Genomic DNA, 16967 nt, shown 5'->3' with positions numbered 1-16967 from the left:
TTCAACACATTCTCCTTTTAAGCAAAAAACTATTCTGATTTTTTACGTCTTGCTCCTTTATTCTTCGTTTTTTTCGTACGATTCTTTTTCTTTTTCTTCACAGGTGCCTCAACAGGTTGTGTAGACATAGGTTTCTTAACTTTTTTAGGAACAACTTTTTTGATGGTTTCTTTTTCAGCATGCGGCGCTTCTTCTTGAACTACTTTTTCGGTCACTAATTCCCCACCATATAAGTACAATTGGATCAAAGACAATTCCAACGGAGCGATCAATTGTTTGAAATTACGCAGTTCCCGCTCATTGACTAACGTTAAGACAGTCCCTTTGCGTCTCATACGTCCTGTACGCCCAGAACGGTGAACATAACTTTCTTTAGAGATAGGAATATCGTATTGAATCACGTAATCCAAGGCTTCTATATCTAAACCTCTTGAAGCTAGATCCGTCGTCAATAAATATTGGATTTTTCCATTACGGAAGTCTTGCAGGACTTGTTGACGTTCCGTTTTGTTCCGTTCGCTATGCAATACGCCAGCTGAAACTCCTTCAAAACGCAAACGATCCAATGCAGCCGTCAAACTAGCTACATCATTAAAAAAGACTAACGCTCTAAAATCCGGTAAATGACTCAATTGTTTTAATGTCGCATCTCGTTTGCGAATCGGCGTTTCGATATAAGCATGAACGATTTCACCTTTTGAATCATCTATTGCTGTAACATCTTTCCAGATTGGTTCCACGTTGAACCATTTAGACAAATCTTGCATCAATGCGTTGCTGGTAGCTGAGAAGAATCCCATTTGACGATCACTTGGCATTTTTTTGATCACTTCACGTACTGTGCTCAATTGATCTTGTCCCAACAATTGATCTGCTTCATCCAACACGACTGTTTGCACTTGATGCAGCTTTAATTTGCGTTTATCGGCCAATTCTAAGATACGTCCTGGTGTCCCGACAATAATTTCAGGTTTGCTTTTTAATTTGTCAATCTGGCGTTGGATGTTGGCCCCTCCAATTAACGTTATTGTAGTCAATTGCAACGCTTTAGCCCATTCACTGACAACTTGTCCAACTTGAACGGCCAATTCTTGAGAAGGCTCTAAAATCAATAACTGCATTCCTTCTGTTGGCACAATCTGTTCCAATAGCGGAATAGAATAAGCCAATGTTTTTCCACTACCAGTAGGAGAGATTCCTACTACGTCTTTCTTCTCTTTTAATAAATCATATACTTCCGTTTGAATGGCCGTTGGTGCGCCAAAACCGGAATCATTCCAATGTTTCTGGAATGCAGGGATTAATTGTTCATTCATGTGATTGCTCCTCTTATTTACGGTATTTAGGTCTTTTCGATCGCCCTTTTTATGATGCTCTTCGAAAAACAGTTTAAAAGGCTGAGACATTATTCTCAGCCTAAACATTTTTCACTTTTTTTAGTCTGCTGGATAAACGATTTCTGCGTCTTTTCGCAGCTCATAAAGTACTTGATTGACTTGTTGACTCAGGTTTGTCCATTCTTGATAGTCTTTTAAGCGCTCTTCATCTTCTGCGTGATTGATCACATCTGCAAATGCAATAGCTTCTTCGATCATAGGAGATTTTTGAGCAGATTTAGCAATGTTATCTTTTAATCCTGATTTACGGTCAATGATTTCAATAGCTGAAATTCCTGTAACACCATCTAGGGAAATCGTTTTGTTTAACCCATAAATTTCACTCGGCAAATAAGAACTTGCAATTTTTCCTGTCTGCATCGTGACATCAAACGTCGGATAGCGTAAGATCATAGTCCCTTTTCCATCGACCCCTGTAGACACTTTTTGCGCAAAGTAATGAGAAGACTGAGGCATACCGAACCAAGAAACGGCTGCATAAATCAAGTAAACACCTAAGTCTGCTAAAGCTCCCCCAGAGAATTTCAATGAAAAGATATTCGGTTCTTCTCCATTTAACACATTGTCATAACGAGAAGAATATTTCATGTACGTCAAATTAGCCCCTTGGATATTCTCAATGTTTTGAACTTCCACTTTCACTCGCTGGAAATTTTCTTCGTGGATATGGCGAGCTGCATCAAACAAGAATACCTTGTTTTCTTTAGCCTTTTGTGTGGCTTTTTCCCATTCGTTTGGATTAGAGAACATCGGCTTTTCTACAATCACATGTTTGCCATGCTTCATCAACTCAATCGCTTGCTCAAAGTGCAAACTATTCGGAGAAGCTACATAAACCACATCGATTTCCGGGTGTTGCGCAAAAACAGTCAAGTCTGTTTCAAAGACGTCAGCTCCGTATGGTTTACCAAAAGATTCTGCTTTTTCTACAGAACGTGAATAAACCGCTTTTAAAGAATAGAGTTTCGATTCCAACGCAGCATCTACGAAAACATTTGTAATAGAGTTTGTTCCAATAATTCCAAGATTTAAAGTCATACAAAAAAACCTCCAGTAATTTTGAGTTTATTATGAATAAGATGGTAATCCTGTTGTATACTATTGCTCCTAAGATCAGAAAGCTTTTCTCCCAAAGCTAAACGAGGCAATTCGCACGCTTCCAATCAAATAAAATACCTCTCCATTTTCTTATTTTACCAAATCTCCTCTAATAGTAAAAGCAAAGCTGAAAATAAAGCTGTTAATCTTAGAATAGATGAGATGAGGTGAAAACCACTTTACAACTTTTTGTCTCGTTCCTCGAAAATAGAATAAATTCCACTGATCAAGCTTATACGTACGTTTTTTCAAATAGAGCTGCAGGGTGAAGGGATTAAAATACTATATTGAACCTTGTATTTCACCTATATGGTACTTGAAACCTACTTCATCTACCATATCCTCAAATGATTTCACCACTTATGGTCCGAATCAAACTCTTATCTACCATATCGTATTAAATGTTACTGCAATATAGTACTAGCAACGCATCCCGTCCACCATAACTCCCACCAAACTATTCACACATAATACCGATACTTTCAAGCACTTTAGTGTTGATTGAAAAACTGTAGAAAAACAGCTGATAGTCAAAAAGCTGACAGCTTCTTACAAATTCAGTAAGAAACTGTCAGCTTTTGTGGTCTTTTTGAACAGATATTTGTTTACTCTGAACACAACAACGGTTAGTGTCTCATACGTCCTGTTCCGCTGCCTCGTCCTTTTTGAATATTTTTACGACGATTGGTCCGATCAGTATTTCCTCCTCCATCTCCGGTATCTCGGTCTTTTCTTGGAACGTCTAAATTATTTAGAATTGTCATATCATTATCACTCAAGCTGAAATCAAATATATTGATATTGTCCCGAATATGGTCCTTGTTTCCAGACTGTGGAATAGGAACTACATTTCGGTCAATTGACCAACGTAAAGCAATTTGTTCAGGTGATTTGTCATAATTTTCTGAAATAGACATCAATCTTCGTTCTTTTTGCACTTTCCCTTTTTTCAATGGGGAGTATGCCATAGAGACAATATTTTCATCGTCACAATAACCATTGGTACTGCGGTCACTTGCCCCAGGGTACATTTGATATTGGTTTACTGCCGGTCTGACTTTAGCTTCATCCAGCAACATCGCTAAATGACCACGGCTAAAGTTCGAAACTCCAATCGATTGCACTCGCCCAGAAGCATAAATATCTTCCATCGCTCTCCAGGTGTCTAGTGTTACTTCGTCATCTTTTGCTGGCTTATGAATCAGCAGCAAATCAATGTATTGCGTGTTCAATCGTTCCAAGCTCGCTTCGAATGCATCAATCGTCTTATTAAATCCCATATCTTCTGGAGCAATTTTGGTAACTACAAAAATTTCATCCCGACTAATGCCCGCATTGATCGCTAAGTTAATACCACGACCAACCTCTTCTTCGTTGTCGTAAGATGCTGCCGTGTCAATCAAACGGTAACCTTGATTTAACGCATAGAATACCGCTTCTTCCGCTTCAGCGCCGGATAATCCTGCTGTACCTAATCCAATACGCGGAATCGTGTAACCATTATTCAAAGGAATTCTGTCATATAAGCTTACTACCATATGCTTCGCCTCCTATTTATGTTACCCCTAGTTTATCTAACCCCACTTCAAACATCAAAAGAAACCACTTACAGTTACAAATTTTTTTCAAAAATAAAAAAGACACCTTCCAAATGCTTGGAAGAATGCCTACTTTATTACTTCAATTCAATGACGATCATTTCAGGTCGATTGTTCACACGGAATGGAAAAGAAGAATTCCCGATTCCACGACTGACTACCATCCGCTTATTCGGCAAATGGGGATCGAAATGAACACCCGACGTATATTTTGGAAAACGTCCTTGTCCTGGGGCAAATAGTCCCCCTACAAAAGGCACGCGAATTTGCCCACCGTGAGCATGCCCTGACAAAATCACATCTGGCACACGCGTTAGATCCATTAAATACTCTTCTAAAAATTCGGGATGGTGCGCTAGTAAGATACGTGTCTCATCTTTCCATCCTTCTGCTAATTCCACCCCTTTTAAAATCGGTTTAGGTGTCATTTCAAAGTTTTCTTTTTCAGATAACCCCATTATTACCAAACCGCTTCCCTTTATAGGTTGCCATACAGCTTCGTCAATTAAAACCGTGACCCCAGCTTCACTCAAGACTTGTTCCCACTCTCTTAAGTGTCCGCCACCTAAGTCATGATTTCCCGTTACTGCATAAGTAGGGGCAATATCCGCTAATCCTTTGGATAGTTGTGCCAACTTTTTAGCCGGAAATTTTTCATCTACTTGAATCAAGTCTCCCGTCAAAGCAATCACATCAGGCTTTTCTTGAGCTACCTTTTTCAATAACGTTTGAATTGAGATGCCTTCTTTTGGCAAATGAAAATCAGACAAATGAACGATTTTAGCTCCTTCTAATGGCTCCTTTAAAAAAGGAACACCAATAGTGTAACGAGTGGTTTCAAGTAATGTATTATTTAAATATAAGTAAATCGCTAGTAGAACAATCAAAATCCCTAAGATAAACCAAATCATAATTCTTCCTCCGATACAATTCATCAATCACTAAATTCTTTCCTTTAGTTTACCATACTTTTTTGTGATAAGAGAAGAATTGCGTCGTCTTTTTTAGGATTTCCACAACCAAATTAAAAGCGTTTACAAGTTAATTATGCTATAATGAAGCTAGTAAATAAAAAAAAGAAATGAGGTGCCTTTATGGTACAACAACCACCTGGAGATGGCCAACTTCCTGTCGTAAACCCTCTATTTGCCAAAGAAGGATTACAAGAAGAATCAGAACCAACTGACAAAGAAAAAACGGAAGCTGAAAAAGAAAGCGAAACAGCTCCAGAAGATTTCCAATCCTTTGGCGATCCTAGTAAATTGAAAGAGGTCAAAGAAGAAACAAAATATTCAGATAAAGAGTAAGCTAAAAAAGCAACAGAGATAAGGTGGAGTGCTTTCCTACCCTATCTCTGTTGCTTTTTCTTCTATTATAATATTGCACTTATTCTTTTAAATATCCGAAACCTGGTATTCTCCAATAGTGTAGAACTGTTCTGAATCATATAAATACAACTTTTTGCCAACCGTAATTTCGAAAAACACTGATGAAACGCTGCTTTCTTGATTGCTAGCTATAATTTGCTGAGACAATGCTTGCGCTGTAGAAAGAATCATCTCTTTTGACCACTGACTGTCCATTTCTATTTTAACCGTTACTTTTCCTGTAACTAAATCTAAAACGTTATCGCTTAAATCCCAATTCTGATGTACAGCTACACCTGGTTGGCTATCATTGTAAACATCAAATGCAATGGTTTCTATTTTAGTTTCTGTAATCGTCACTTTATACTCAACATTTTCATGGTATTCAACTGGCACTTGTTGAAAAATCGGTTTTGTACTCGCAAAAACAACTACTTCTTGGTCCTTTTCGTTCTTCAATTCCTTGGCAATAGCCATGGTTTCTTTTTTAGAAACGGATTCCTTTTGAATGATAATTTCCATTGGTACTTCACTATTTTCATTTGTCATTTCAACTAAGTCATATCCCAAACTTTCCGCAAGCGAAACGGTCTCAGCCTTTGCTGTATTAAATAGACCCGCTACAATGACTGAAAGTAGAAAAAAGAAGACAAAAAAAGCCGCACTAATTCTAGTGGGCGAGAGAGCATTTTTTAAGTTAGAGTTGGAGCGGTTAACTGTAGTTTTCATGAGATTTCCTCCGTTCAAATGGATGTGAATAACAAACTTATATGGTTGTTACGTACTTTAGAACTTGTATATAGGAATAATTAATTTAGTTGTTACTTATCTTATCGGTCAAAAACAAGATAAGTTAATAGATGTAATCGCTTTTCTGGATTTTAATTTCACTTGTTGAGATCCCCCCCTTTTTGACCTAATCTCCTCTATATGCTATACTTCAATCAAATTTATATGCGCTAGAACTTGTTTGTCGCCGGACAACACGTTCCTTAATGCACTCATTCCTGTTGTCATAGGCCTTGGACAATAGAAATGGTGTCTTTTTTATTTTAGGAGGAAAAAATATGAACTCTACAGATATCTTACAGCAACCCTTACATAAATCCTTTCTGCACTATGTTTCTTTGAGCTTATTTAGTATGCTGGGTCTTTCTTTATACATCTTAGCGGATACCTTTTTTGTGGCCAATGGAGTGGGACAAGATGGCCTAACAGCTTTGAATGTGGTGATTCCGGTTTACAATGTAGTAAACGGTATTGGATTAATGCTTGGAATGGGAGGGGCGACACTTTATGCCATTTCTCATGGCGAAAAACGCATCGAAAAAAGCAATCAAATTTTCACTTCGACCCTAGTGATTGGGTTAATAGTAGGAATACTTCTTACTGTGTTAGGCTTCCTTTTTATGGATCCTTTAATGGCTTTATTAGGGGCAACCGGAAAAATAGTTCCTCTGGCAAAAGAATATTTTAGTGTCATTGTCTTTTTCGCTCTCTTTTTTATTGTCAATAATATCGTTGTTTGTTTTGTCCGTAATGACGGGAATCCTAATTTGGCTATGACCGGAATGTTGGTCGGAAGCTTAGCCAATATTGTATTGGATTACTTGTTTATTTTTCCCTTACAAATGGGGATGATAGGAGCTGCTTTAGCAACTGCTACTTCCCCAATCATTAGTTTGTTGATTTTGACGCTGCATAAACGTTCTCCAAGGCGAAATTTAGCTTTCGCTTCTTTCAAATGGAAATCAACTGACTTTACTTCGATATTTTCTATCGGATTCCCTTCTTTCATTACAGAATTTTCATCGGGACTGGTTATTTTTATGTTCAACAAAATTATTTTAGATTTAGTAGGTAACATCGGGGTGGCCGCATATGGCATCATTGCTAATATTTCTCTTGTCTGCATCGGTATTTTCACCGGAATCGGACAAGGAATCCAACCAATCGCCAGCGTTCATTTTGGAGCTAAAAACCATAAACACGTTCTTCATTTAATGGTGTATGGATTTTCCACTGCTTTATTCTTCGGAATTCTCTTTTACGGAGCAGGCTTACTGTATTCTGATACCATTATCCAATGGTTCAACGGAGAAAACGATCCGCTGCTGGCTTCGATCACTAAAGAAGGCATTAAGCTTTATTTTACAGCTTTCTTATTTATGGGCATCAATATTGTTACTATCGCTTTCTTTTCAGCGGTCGCTAAACCAAGGCAATCGTTTATCCTTTCTCTATTGAGAGGACTTATTCTCATTGTTCCTATCTTATTTTTATTAGCTTCATTCTTTGATTTGACAGGTGTTTGGTTAACGATGCCCGTTACTGAAGGATTAACTCTTATCCTGACCTTAGTCTTTTTAACTCATTATTTCAATAAATCGAAAACGCAAACCTTAATGTAATAGTTAAGAGAACCCCTATTTTAAATGGAGTTCTCTTTTTTAATGCAAAAGAATACAATCTCTCCTCTTAAAAGAAATTGTATTCATTTACTAGAATATACTTATTTAATTTGGTTTTCGTTTTTTTAATTGAATAATAGTGATAAATGGTTTCAGAGTAACGAAAATCTGAATTTTCTACTAACTCAATAGCAGCTCTATTTTCGATATCCGCAACAGCAATCAACTTTTTTAAGCCTAATTTATCAAACGAAATCATCGCTACAGTGTCTAAAGATTCTTGCATATACCCTTGGTTTTGGTAATCAGGATGCATGACAAAGTTCACGGTTGCAGAGGATTCTTCATCATTGATATTGGTTAAACAAATAGTCCCAATAACTTTTCGATCAGCCTTGCATTCTATGACCCAGATAATCCATTTATGTTCTTCTTGCCCTTTATTCATTCGCGCGAGGTATAGTTTCGTCACGTCTTTTGTCTCATCCACATGATCGTCGAGATAACGAAAGAGTTGAGGATTGTTCCGAATTTCAAATATGTCATCTACATCACGAATAGTCGCTTTTCGTAAAACCAAATTCTTCGTATTCATCCGTTCATATGAAGCAATGTCTACCGGTAACAATCCTCTCACCTCCTAAAATATCTTATATGTACTCAGCTATGTGCTCAAACAATCTGTTTGAAAGGTAAAAAATTATGTAAAAATATCGAGTAGGAGGTAAATAATTAATTTATTTACCGTCCTCTCACACCACCGTACGTACCGTTCGGTATACGGCGGTTCAATTTTATATAACATGCTTTTGTTTTAAATAGTAACTATCTGGAGATACTAGACCTTTAAGGGCTAGTATCTTATTGGTTACTGTCGTTGTCATTACCCAGGACTGGGCTATTCGGGCAGTTCCTTTGGAACTGTGACTGTTCATGTAGGCATTATAGTCGCTCATTCCTAGTTTAATGAGTGCTTTCCTTCGGTTCTTGGCTGTTTTCCATTGGTGCCAGATACACATCCTCAGTCGATAACGAAGATGACTCGCTATTTTCTTGAGTTTTGTATGCATATCTCCTATTTTGAAATAGTTCACCCATCCTCTGATGACTTGATTCAGTCTAACGATACGGTAAGCCATATCAATTCCCCAGCTTTTCTTGCTTAGCTGATGAAGTTTATATTTAAACGTCTCGATTGATACGGCATGGGGCTTTGCTCGATAGCCTTTGTTTGCTCTCGACCAATAGAATCCAAATCCCAAAAATTTAAAGGTTGGGTCACTTGGTTTAATGACTTTCGATTTAGTCGTATTAACAGTTAAACCCAGAGTTTCCTCAATATATCGTGTGACCGAACGCATCACGCGCTTCGCTGCGAATTCGCTCTTAACGCAGATAATACAATCATCTGCGTATCGCACGAAGCGTAGACCTCTTTTCTCTAGTTCTTGGTCGAGTTCATTTAAGAGGATATTACTCAATAACGGCGAAAGGGTTCCCCCTTGGGGGGGGCCTACTGGGCTTTCCTCATATTCTCCGTTTACCATAATGCCACTCACGAGATATTTCCGAATAAGTGATATCACATCACCGTCGGTTATTTTCCGAGAGACCAGATTCATCAGTCGATCATGGTTAACTGTGTCAAAGAACTTCTCTAAATCAATATCGACAATCCAATGGTACCCTTCGTTCATGTCTCTTAACCCTTGCGTTATAGCCATATGAGCGTTACGATTTGGACGGAATCCATAACTACTGTTGTGGAAATGTTCGTCAAAAACAGGTGTGAGAACTTGTGCAATCGCTTGTTGAATAACCCGGTCAACAACTGTCGGTATCCCCAGTAGTCTGACTCCACCCGATGCTTTAGGTATTTCTACTCTTCTGACGGGTTTAGGTTGATAGTTACGTTGGCGAATGTCCTGAATAATGTCTTCTTTATGTTGACGAAGATATTCTTTAGCCTCTTCGATAGACATACCATCAATGCCTGCGGCACCTTTGTTCCGTTTCACTTGTCGAAAAGCTTCGTTTAAATTATTTCTGGATAGGATTCTATCCAGTGTCCTGTTTTCATGCATGCTTGTTACTCCTTTTCTGTTCTCGTAAGGCAGCTATCTACTTTTACGCTATCGTAGCCAGTAGTCTTTGGCGACCTCCAATAAAGATGTTTGTAACGATAAAATTGTTCGGTCCTTCGCTCTTTCTAGCTTTCACTAGCTGTCTTCACTACTACGACCTCTGCTGACTTCTCATGAGTCAAGCACTTATCACTAAGTGTATTTGGTATAACATCATGAGACCTCCCCAGTTAAGGTGCGAACTCTTTCACTCCATCTATCTGCCACATATATGCTTCGAGTTATAACAGTTATCGGACTTCAGCTTCTTTGGCAGCTTTATCCACTCGACTCACCTCTTATGTGATTTCTGTTCGTCAGACCAGAGTTTTGCCTTGGGCTTCAGATTCCACCTCACGGTGGACACCCTTGCCGTCAGCTATATGCTTACCACTGTCAGGTCGCATTCGGGACTTACACCCGTTAGAGTTCGCCCATGCTGGGCGAACCAAAAAAGGACCAGAATATCTGGCCCTCAATGGTTTGGTCTCTAATCAAGGGGCGCTTATGACTATACCTAGTATAGCAACGGAATGTGTATCTTCCGTTAATTCCCCGTAAAGATTTATGTTTAGTTTGTGAATGTGATTTCTAATAATATATCCAATTTCTTTTATTTTAAAGTAATTTTCTTGACTGTCTCATCTTACGGAAATAATTCAACTGTCAAATACTTCGAGTATATTAAACTCCCGCCAATTTCCCTTTCGACAGTAAAGGTAAATCCATCACTAATAGAATTTGAATAAGGTGGTATCGTTGCGTTAGAACCATTATAGTTAAACACTACCCGCATGTAATCTCCACTTCCACTATACTCAATTATTTGGACTGGAAAAGTTGTTGGTTTAGTTAAAGAAAACTGAAGTGCTTCCTTATAAGAATTTTTTATATAGATAAACATATTTTCAGAGCTATATTTCCCATTATTTACAACTAACTTAGCAGAAGCTTGACTAGTTGTAAAATTACCTTCCAGGTCTCGCGTGACCCAAGTAGTATCCATTTTTTCTGGCCAATATACTTCTGAATTAGTTGGCAAAAATTGGATGTTTCTCTTTATTTCAATTGTTTCCCCTGAAGTCCCCGTTAATAAAACTGATAATTGAGGACCAGACATCATTTCTTCAGTGAGTTGAGTAGGTTGAAGAGTAAACTGAGCATTTCCTGTAGCGTCTTCTCCAATCTGTACGAGATTTTTATTGTTTCCTTCTATCTTTACTGAAACCTCTACTTTATCATCAAAAGAAATGTTTTCTAAAGGCTCACTTAGCCAAGGAGTATTATGCTGATTCGTTTGGGCAAAGTGAATCTCTCTTGTTTCTCCAAACAGATTAATTGGTCGAGGACTAAAGTTTCGATTTCCTGCCTCATCTGTAGAAAGTAAAATTCGTTTTACTGATATCGGTGCATTTTGATAGTTAAAATCAAATGTATTCTTCACTCTCCAAGCAGCAATTGAATATTTGTCGATAGGATCAAAAAGAACTTGTCGCTTGAACTTGTTCTTATTGATTGAGAAGGTCACTTTAAGCTGTCGCTTATTTTCATTAACATGATGTACTTCAATAGACATATCCTCAGGAGAACTAATTGATAATTCGTCTAAATCAACACCTTCTGGAGCCTTTACTTCTATATAAATAATAATGTCGTTCAAATTTTTTATCTTTGTGGTACCAGCTATTTCACTAAAATACATAATCGGACTATAATCTTCTAAATTGTACCGAATATTCCCTTTGTCTTTCCATCCGTTAGTCGGCCAATACTCCTCATTCTCTTCTTTAGGAGGCGTAACCACTTCCTCTTTTTCTATTTCAAAAGCATATGATACAGCTTCCTGATCATGAAATAAAGGTTTCTCAATAGTTCCATTTGTTTGGAACAAGAGAAATTCAACATGCATTTTAATACTTTCATTTTGATTTGAAAAATCGGTTACTTCCATTTGAATTAAGAAATCTTTGGATTCAGCGGGATCTAAGATTAATGCATTGCTATCAACATTTGATACTAAATTATATTGATTATTTATTTTGGCGTCTTCGTCATTTATTTTCAGATTTATTGATTGCAACAAATCATTGCTTATAGATGTACCATCCGCTTTTGTAAGATTTATTTTATACGCCAATTTTCCACTTAATGTTCCATTGTTTTTAATTAAACTCTTAAGGTCAACTTTATTATTTTCGCTTTTCAATGTATGCCCAGTTGTAGTTTCGTTATTTACATCATTTTCAACAGACAGATCTACTGAACCTAGAGTTAAATTGATTCCAGTATCTTCGGAAATAGCATCAGAAAAATAAGCATAAACAGGGTGACTTGGTACAATCAAAAGGCACAAAAGTACAAAAAAAGTTACCAGACGTAGTTTATTTTTGATTCTTTTATCCATTTGAAAGTGTCCCCCTTTATTATTTTTAGAGCTATATATGGTACTACCCTCTAGTTGAATCACTAAAGGGTAGCATTAATAGCACATTAAATTATTTTGTATATTGTGATTTTAAATGCTATTCGAGAGCATTAGTTTGTACAGCATTAACTTCTACTGTTTCCGAAACTAATTTGTTTAGGGTAGATTTTAGATCAGATGTATTAGCAGAGTCGGTTACACCATGCTGATGGTTTCCATCTATAGATACAGTAACAATCATTTCAACTTGTACTGAATTGCCCGGTTTTACCACCTCATCAGAAGTCCCATTCCAAGTCACATCAAAAATACTATCTTTATTATTATTTGTAGTTGTAAAAGCCAATTTTTGATCCAACGTTCCCGTGTTTTTAAAAGTGAAAACTTTTGAAAAGGAATCCCCAGGTCTGGCATTTTTTATAGTAACTTCTGTTCCTAAATCAGCAAAATCAGGTTCTGTTTCAGCTCCTACTATTACTATTTTGTCGTTATGTTCCTCAGTATTAAATTGATTATATTTCCAGGTTCCTGGCGTCCCTTCAACATCTACGTCACCTAAAGTAAGTTCAATCCCAGCTTCTTGACTTGTTGAATCCGAGAAATAAGCCCGAGTTCCATAAGCAGCCACACTAAGTAATAACAGCAATCCTATAATAAGCGGAAAATACTTTTTGATTTTTTTCATTTCTAATCATTCCTCCATTTTTTATTTTTACGGATTATTTACCATTTATTAATATAATACTATTGTTTTTTAAAATCAAACATTTCATTTTTATTCCTATAAACTAATACTAATTAATATAACAAAACTTTTGTTTATAAATACATTAAAATCCATATCGTTATTTATTTTTTTGAATCTCAAACTATGCTTGTATATGAACTTTTTTAATAAAAAACAAAACATTACAATCTTTATATTCATTTTATACAACTTTTGTCCTATCAAAATATTCATTTAACGTATTTATATACTTAATAAAAATATTTTTTTATAACTTTTTCCATTTTCATCGGGCTTATTAAATAAGTTGTCTAATTTTTATACACTTATTTTTTACAAGCATTTTTTTCTGTAAGAACATGCTTTTTTATACAAAATTTTTATCGTATTCTTTGTGCATAGCGGAACAAAAAAGGACATACACTTTGAATAAATGGTTATTCAAAGTGTATGTCCTTTTTTGTATATTATTTAATTGTGAATGAAAAATGACATTTTTCTAATAATGCTTGATTTGTCTATTTCACGGTTTAATTATTGACGTCTTCAACACGCTGTTTCTCTTCTTTATTCCCTTTAACATATATCAAAATATAGTAAAGTCCCAACAAAGCTACCAGCCCGCCTAAAACTAATGGCTGCTGTGTCGCAACGACTACATATCCAAAATAAGGTACAATAAGAGCCAGTTCGCCGATATAGTTCTCTTCAGTCACTTCTCCTTGATCCGCTATATTGTTGGCATCTCCTTTAGTTACCAGACCTGTATTGGTAACTTCAACTGCTCTATGGGTAACAAATTCTTCATCCCGGAGAAAAGTCACCACGTCATCTGTTTCGATTTCCTCAATAGGAGTTGTCTTGACAAAAATAAAATCTCCTGCTGAAAAGACAGGCTCCATACTCCCGCTGACAACAGTATATCCTTTGTACCCCAATAAACCTTCATCATCCGGTCCAGAAAAGAAACTAATGGCTGCAGTGACTGCAAAAAGCAAAATGACTATTGTTAACAATGCATTCCCAATATATTTAATGTATTTCACGCTGGTTTCCTCACATTTCTTGTGTTTAGTTAAAAGATAACACAAGTTGTGTCATTGAGCTAGTATAAATATGGTTCTATATCTTTCTGCCCGTAATGGGGTAGTTTACTATATCTTTTTTTAATTTATCCGGAGTTAAGTCAGGACGGACAATTTGCAGGCAATCAAGCGTTAAGTAAGCATTTATTAGTCCTACTTGAATACTGTCGTAACCCAATTCTTCATACTGATGAAAGTTTGCATACACCATTGCACCACATAAAGCTTCGTTCTGCCCCCATTCATAGCGCCCTTTACTGTACTGAGGATTTTCAAATATCTGGATGGATTCATAATTTCCATAGACCACTTTGTCGCTGTCTTTAGAAATCATAACTTGTTTAGCTCCTTTGTTTAAAACCAATTGGACCATTTTTTTTAATTCTTGATCTGTTTGGACTGGACGCTGAAACTTATCTTCCATTTCGTCATGTTTTGTAATAAGAGTGATACCGTCTAATCTATCCGGCAGATTCACCATCTTTTGTGTAGATACCGTGATCAAAATCAATTCGATATTGTATCGAGCTGTAAAAGCTTGTAAAAATTCAATCGTTTCTTTGGAACAATTCAAGTCTACAATGACGCATTTGGCTCTTTGTATCTTTTCCAAGTGCTTATTGATCAACTCTAGATTGAGACAGTCATAAATTGACATATCCGATAATCCAATCAATATTTCTTGTTTTTTTCCGATAATTTCGATAAAGTTTCCTGTCGCTTGATTGTCCAACACTGTAACACTGGACAAACCAATGAAGTATTTTGAATGGTCTTTAATTCTTTTCCAATCATCATCATTTCCGACAACTGAAATGAGATCTACATGCTCGCCCAATCTCCCTAAATTTTCAGCTATGTTCCTTGCAACTCCCCCTAATGAAGAAGTAGCCTGTACCTTATTGGAAGTATTCCTTATTAAATCGTCTTGTACAATGTAACGATTATCGATATTCGCTGCGCCAATACATACTACTGGCCGTTCTTCATTAATGACGTACGCTTTTCCCAGTAGATACCCTTTTTTAACCAATCCGGAAATAATATTGGCGGCCGCTGAACGTGAAAGTTGAATCGTTTCTGCAAGACTTTGTTGTGATATAAATGGATCTTCTCGTATCACATCCAAAATTTTTCTTTCATTTTCATTCAGCGCCATTTGACATTCCTCCGAGTTTAAATTAGTTACAACAATGATAATGTTTTCTTTTCTTATCTTAAGTTTAGTTAAGCTCTATCCTTAAGTCAAAAATTTTAGTTCTATAGCATTAATGACGTCAGTCGTTTAAAGGAACAGAAACAAATATCAGCAAAAACTCTATTCATTATAGAACCGAAATTTAAAGCCGCAGCCCTAAATGGATTTCATAAAAATCCATTTAGGGCTGCGGTTAATATTAGTTGTAAGATCCATATTTAAAAACTAGAGGTTTTAAAATAGTCCTTTTGTATCTTTTACATCAACCGTAAATAAGATCCCTTTTCCAGGTTTCTCGATTTCAGTCGCATTACTAATCGACGCTACGATTGGATCTACTTTATCTTTTTCCGATAAAATCAAGACGATTTCTTTTTCGGGTTCAATATCCATTCCGAATAAACGACTTGTTTCATGAACTCCTGATCCTCGTGCGCTAATAACCGTTCCGCCTTGAGAACCTGCATCTACAGCGGCATCAATAACCTCTTCCGCTTGTCCTCGCTCTACAATAACAAAAATGGCTTGGTGCATCACACTGTCATCCTCTCTAATTTGAGCATTTTGATCATACATACTATTTCTTCTTCCAAGAATGTTTAGTAATGAAATAGTAAAAGCAATTCCGCGATTTGGACGTGCTAATTTTAATTTCTCAAAAAGAACCTTCATGATGCTTTCGCTTTTTGATTCTTCTGCTATCATCAACACAATTTCTTTACGAATATTGTCTAAGCCAAGCATTTTTAAGCGACTATTATTGATCGTTCCAAAACCATAGAAGACCGTTCCACCGCTACAACCATTTTTCTTAGCAATGCGGATAACTTCACTCCCCATATCGTCATTGACGATAAGACAGAGCAGATCTATATTTTCTTTTACTGTGGAATTTTCTGCCATATCTTAACGATCCTCTCTTTTTGATTTCAATTTAAAGATCAAACCAAGTAATTGTAAAGTAATAATCGGCATCATAGCTACCATAGCAATCATACCAAATCCGTCCCGTATAACATCTGCCCCTTCGATCGATTGAGCAGCACCTTGAACAAATGCTAAGATAAAGGTTGCCGTCATTGGTCCCGATGCAACACCACCAGCATCAAACGCCATCCCGATAAACATTTTAGGAACGATGTACATCAACCCGATAGCAATGATATATCCTGGAAGTAAGTAGTGCCATAATTCTAGTCCTGGTACCATGATTCGAATAACGGACAACAACACTGCTAAACCTACACCAAGAGAGAGAGCTACTAAGACAGCTTTTCTTTTTACATATCCATTCGTTACTTGTTCAATTTGTTGTGTTAAAACATACACTGCCGGTTCAGCCAAAATCGTAACCAATCCTAACACAAAAGCAATCAGAAGTAAATAAACAGATGCATCCATACCAGCAAGATATCGTTCGAACGTGATAATGTCCTAAGTAGGTCGAAGCATAAAATGTCCCAAAATGATAAAATAAAATCATGAAAAGGATAATACTAACGATGAATGAAGATAAGAAATATAAAGTAATAAAAGCC

15 protein-coding genes are annotated in these 16967 nt (G+C 36.7%); 2 read left to right on the top strand and 13 right to left on the bottom strand.

The features are described from left to right. Positions 1 to 29 precede the first annotated feature (29 nt). The 4 genes from ACEN36_RS09100 to ACEN36_RS09085 form a co-directional block, all read right to left on the bottom strand. Positions 30 to 1316 (bottom strand): DEAD/DEAH box helicase, encoded by a 1287-nt coding sequence (locus ACEN36_RS09100; RefSeq protein WP_407126428.1) that lies wholly within the window; start codon positions 1314 to 1316, stop codon positions 30 to 32. Between the two features lie 120 nt (positions 1317 to 1436). Further along, positions 1437 to 2435 (bottom strand): Gfo/Idh/MocA family protein, encoded by a 999-nt coding sequence (locus ACEN36_RS09095; RefSeq protein ID WP_407126427.1) that lies wholly within the window; start codon positions 2433 to 2435, stop codon positions 1437 to 1439. A 686-nt stretch (positions 2436 to 3121) separates the two neighbouring features. Then, positions 3122 to 4033, bottom strand: coding sequence for an aldo/keto reductase (locus ACEN36_RS09090; protein WP_407126425.1), 912 nt, complete (start codon positions 4031 to 4033; stop codon positions 3122 to 3124). Positions 4034 to 4170: 137 nt separating this feature from the next. Continuing rightward, a complete protein-coding gene (locus ACEN36_RS09085) occupies positions 4171 to 5004 on the bottom strand; it encodes a metallophosphoesterase (protein ID WP_407126424.1) in 834 nt (277 codons plus the stop codon). A gap of 183 nt (positions 5005 to 5187) precedes the next feature. On the opposite strand from ACEN36_RS09085, the gene ACEN36_RS09080 reads away from it, so the two are divergent. Continuing rightward, positions 5188 to 5400: a hypothetical protein gene (locus tag ACEN36_RS09080; RefSeq protein ID WP_407126423.1), complete on the top strand. Its 213-nt coding sequence runs from the start codon at positions 5188 to 5190 to the stop codon at positions 5398 to 5400. Positions 5401 to 5487: 87 nt separating this feature from the next. On the opposite strand, the gene ACEN36_RS09075 is transcribed toward ACEN36_RS09080, so the two are convergent. Then, complete coding sequence (locus ACEN36_RS09075) at positions 5488 to 6189, bottom strand: hypothetical protein (protein WP_407126422.1); 702 nt, start codon at positions 6187 to 6189, stop codon at positions 5488 to 5490. Between the two features lie 338 nt (positions 6190 to 6527). Here ACEN36_RS09075 and ACEN36_RS09070 point away from each other — a divergent pair, with 338 nt between their 5' ends. After that, positions 6528 to 7871 (top strand): MATE family efflux transporter, encoded by a 1344-nt coding sequence (locus ACEN36_RS09070; protein WP_407126421.1) that lies wholly within the window; start codon positions 6528 to 6530, stop codon positions 7869 to 7871. Positions 7872 to 7938: 67 nt separating this feature from the next. Here ACEN36_RS09070 and ACEN36_RS09065 read toward each other — a convergent pair whose 3' ends face one another. The 8 genes from ACEN36_RS09065 to ACEN36_RS09030 all read right to left on the bottom strand — a co-directional run bounded on the left by ACEN36_RS09065 (position 7939) and on the right by ACEN36_RS09030 (position 16830). Beyond that, the gene (locus ACEN36_RS09065) at positions 7939 to 8499 is read right to left on the bottom strand and encodes a GNAT family N-acetyltransferase (protein WP_407126420.1); all 561 of its coding nucleotides are present in this window, start codon (positions 8497 to 8499) and stop codon (positions 7939 to 7941) included. Positions 8500 to 8665: 166 nt separating this feature from the next. Beyond that, positions 8666 to 9955: a group II intron reverse transcriptase/maturase gene (gene ltrA / locus ACEN36_RS09060; RefSeq protein ID WP_407126419.1), complete on the bottom strand. Its 1290-nt coding sequence runs from the start codon at positions 9953 to 9955 to the stop codon at positions 8666 to 8668. A gap of 685 nt (positions 9956 to 10640) precedes the next feature. After that, the gene (locus ACEN36_RS09055) at positions 10641 to 12398 is read right to left on the bottom strand and encodes a hypothetical protein (RefSeq protein ID WP_407126418.1); all 1758 of its coding nucleotides are present in this window, start codon (positions 12396 to 12398) and stop codon (positions 10641 to 10643) included. A 118-nt stretch (positions 12399 to 12516) separates the two neighbouring features. Next, entirely contained in the window at positions 12517 to 13104 is a 588-nt protein-coding gene (locus tag ACEN36_RS09050; protein ID WP_407126417.1) for a hypothetical protein, read from the bottom strand. 572 nt (positions 13105 to 13676) lie between these two features. Next, positions 13677 to 14192: a signal peptidase I gene (locus ACEN36_RS09045; RefSeq protein WP_407126416.1), complete on the bottom strand. Its 516-nt coding sequence runs from the start codon at positions 14190 to 14192 to the stop codon at positions 13677 to 13679. Positions 14193 to 14268: 76 nt separating this feature from the next. Beyond that, positions 14269 to 15390 (bottom strand): PfkB family carbohydrate kinase, encoded by a 1122-nt coding sequence (locus tag ACEN36_RS09040; RefSeq protein ID WP_407126415.1) that lies wholly within the window; start codon positions 15388 to 15390, stop codon positions 14269 to 14271. A 273-nt stretch (positions 15391 to 15663) separates the two neighbouring features. Next, positions 15664 to 16332, bottom strand: a complete 669-nt coding sequence (locus ACEN36_RS09035) for a P-II family nitrogen regulator (protein ID WP_407126414.1) — start codon at positions 16330 to 16332, stop codon at positions 15664 to 15666. A gap of 3 nt (positions 16333 to 16335) precedes the next feature. Next, positions 16336 to 16830: a DUF1538 domain-containing protein gene (locus tag ACEN36_RS09030; protein ID WP_407126413.1), complete on the bottom strand. Its 495-nt coding sequence runs from the start codon at positions 16828 to 16830 to the stop codon at positions 16336 to 16338. Between the last annotated feature and the right edge of the window lie 137 nt (positions 16831 to 16967).

The organism is Desemzia sp. FAM 23989 (assembly GCF_045528345.1).
GTDB lineage: Bacteria > Bacillota > Bacilli > Lactobacillales > Carnobacteriaceae > Desemzia.
The sequence above is the reverse complement of the archived record's forward strand: the minus strand, read 5'-3'. Positions and strand labels throughout refer to the sequence as shown.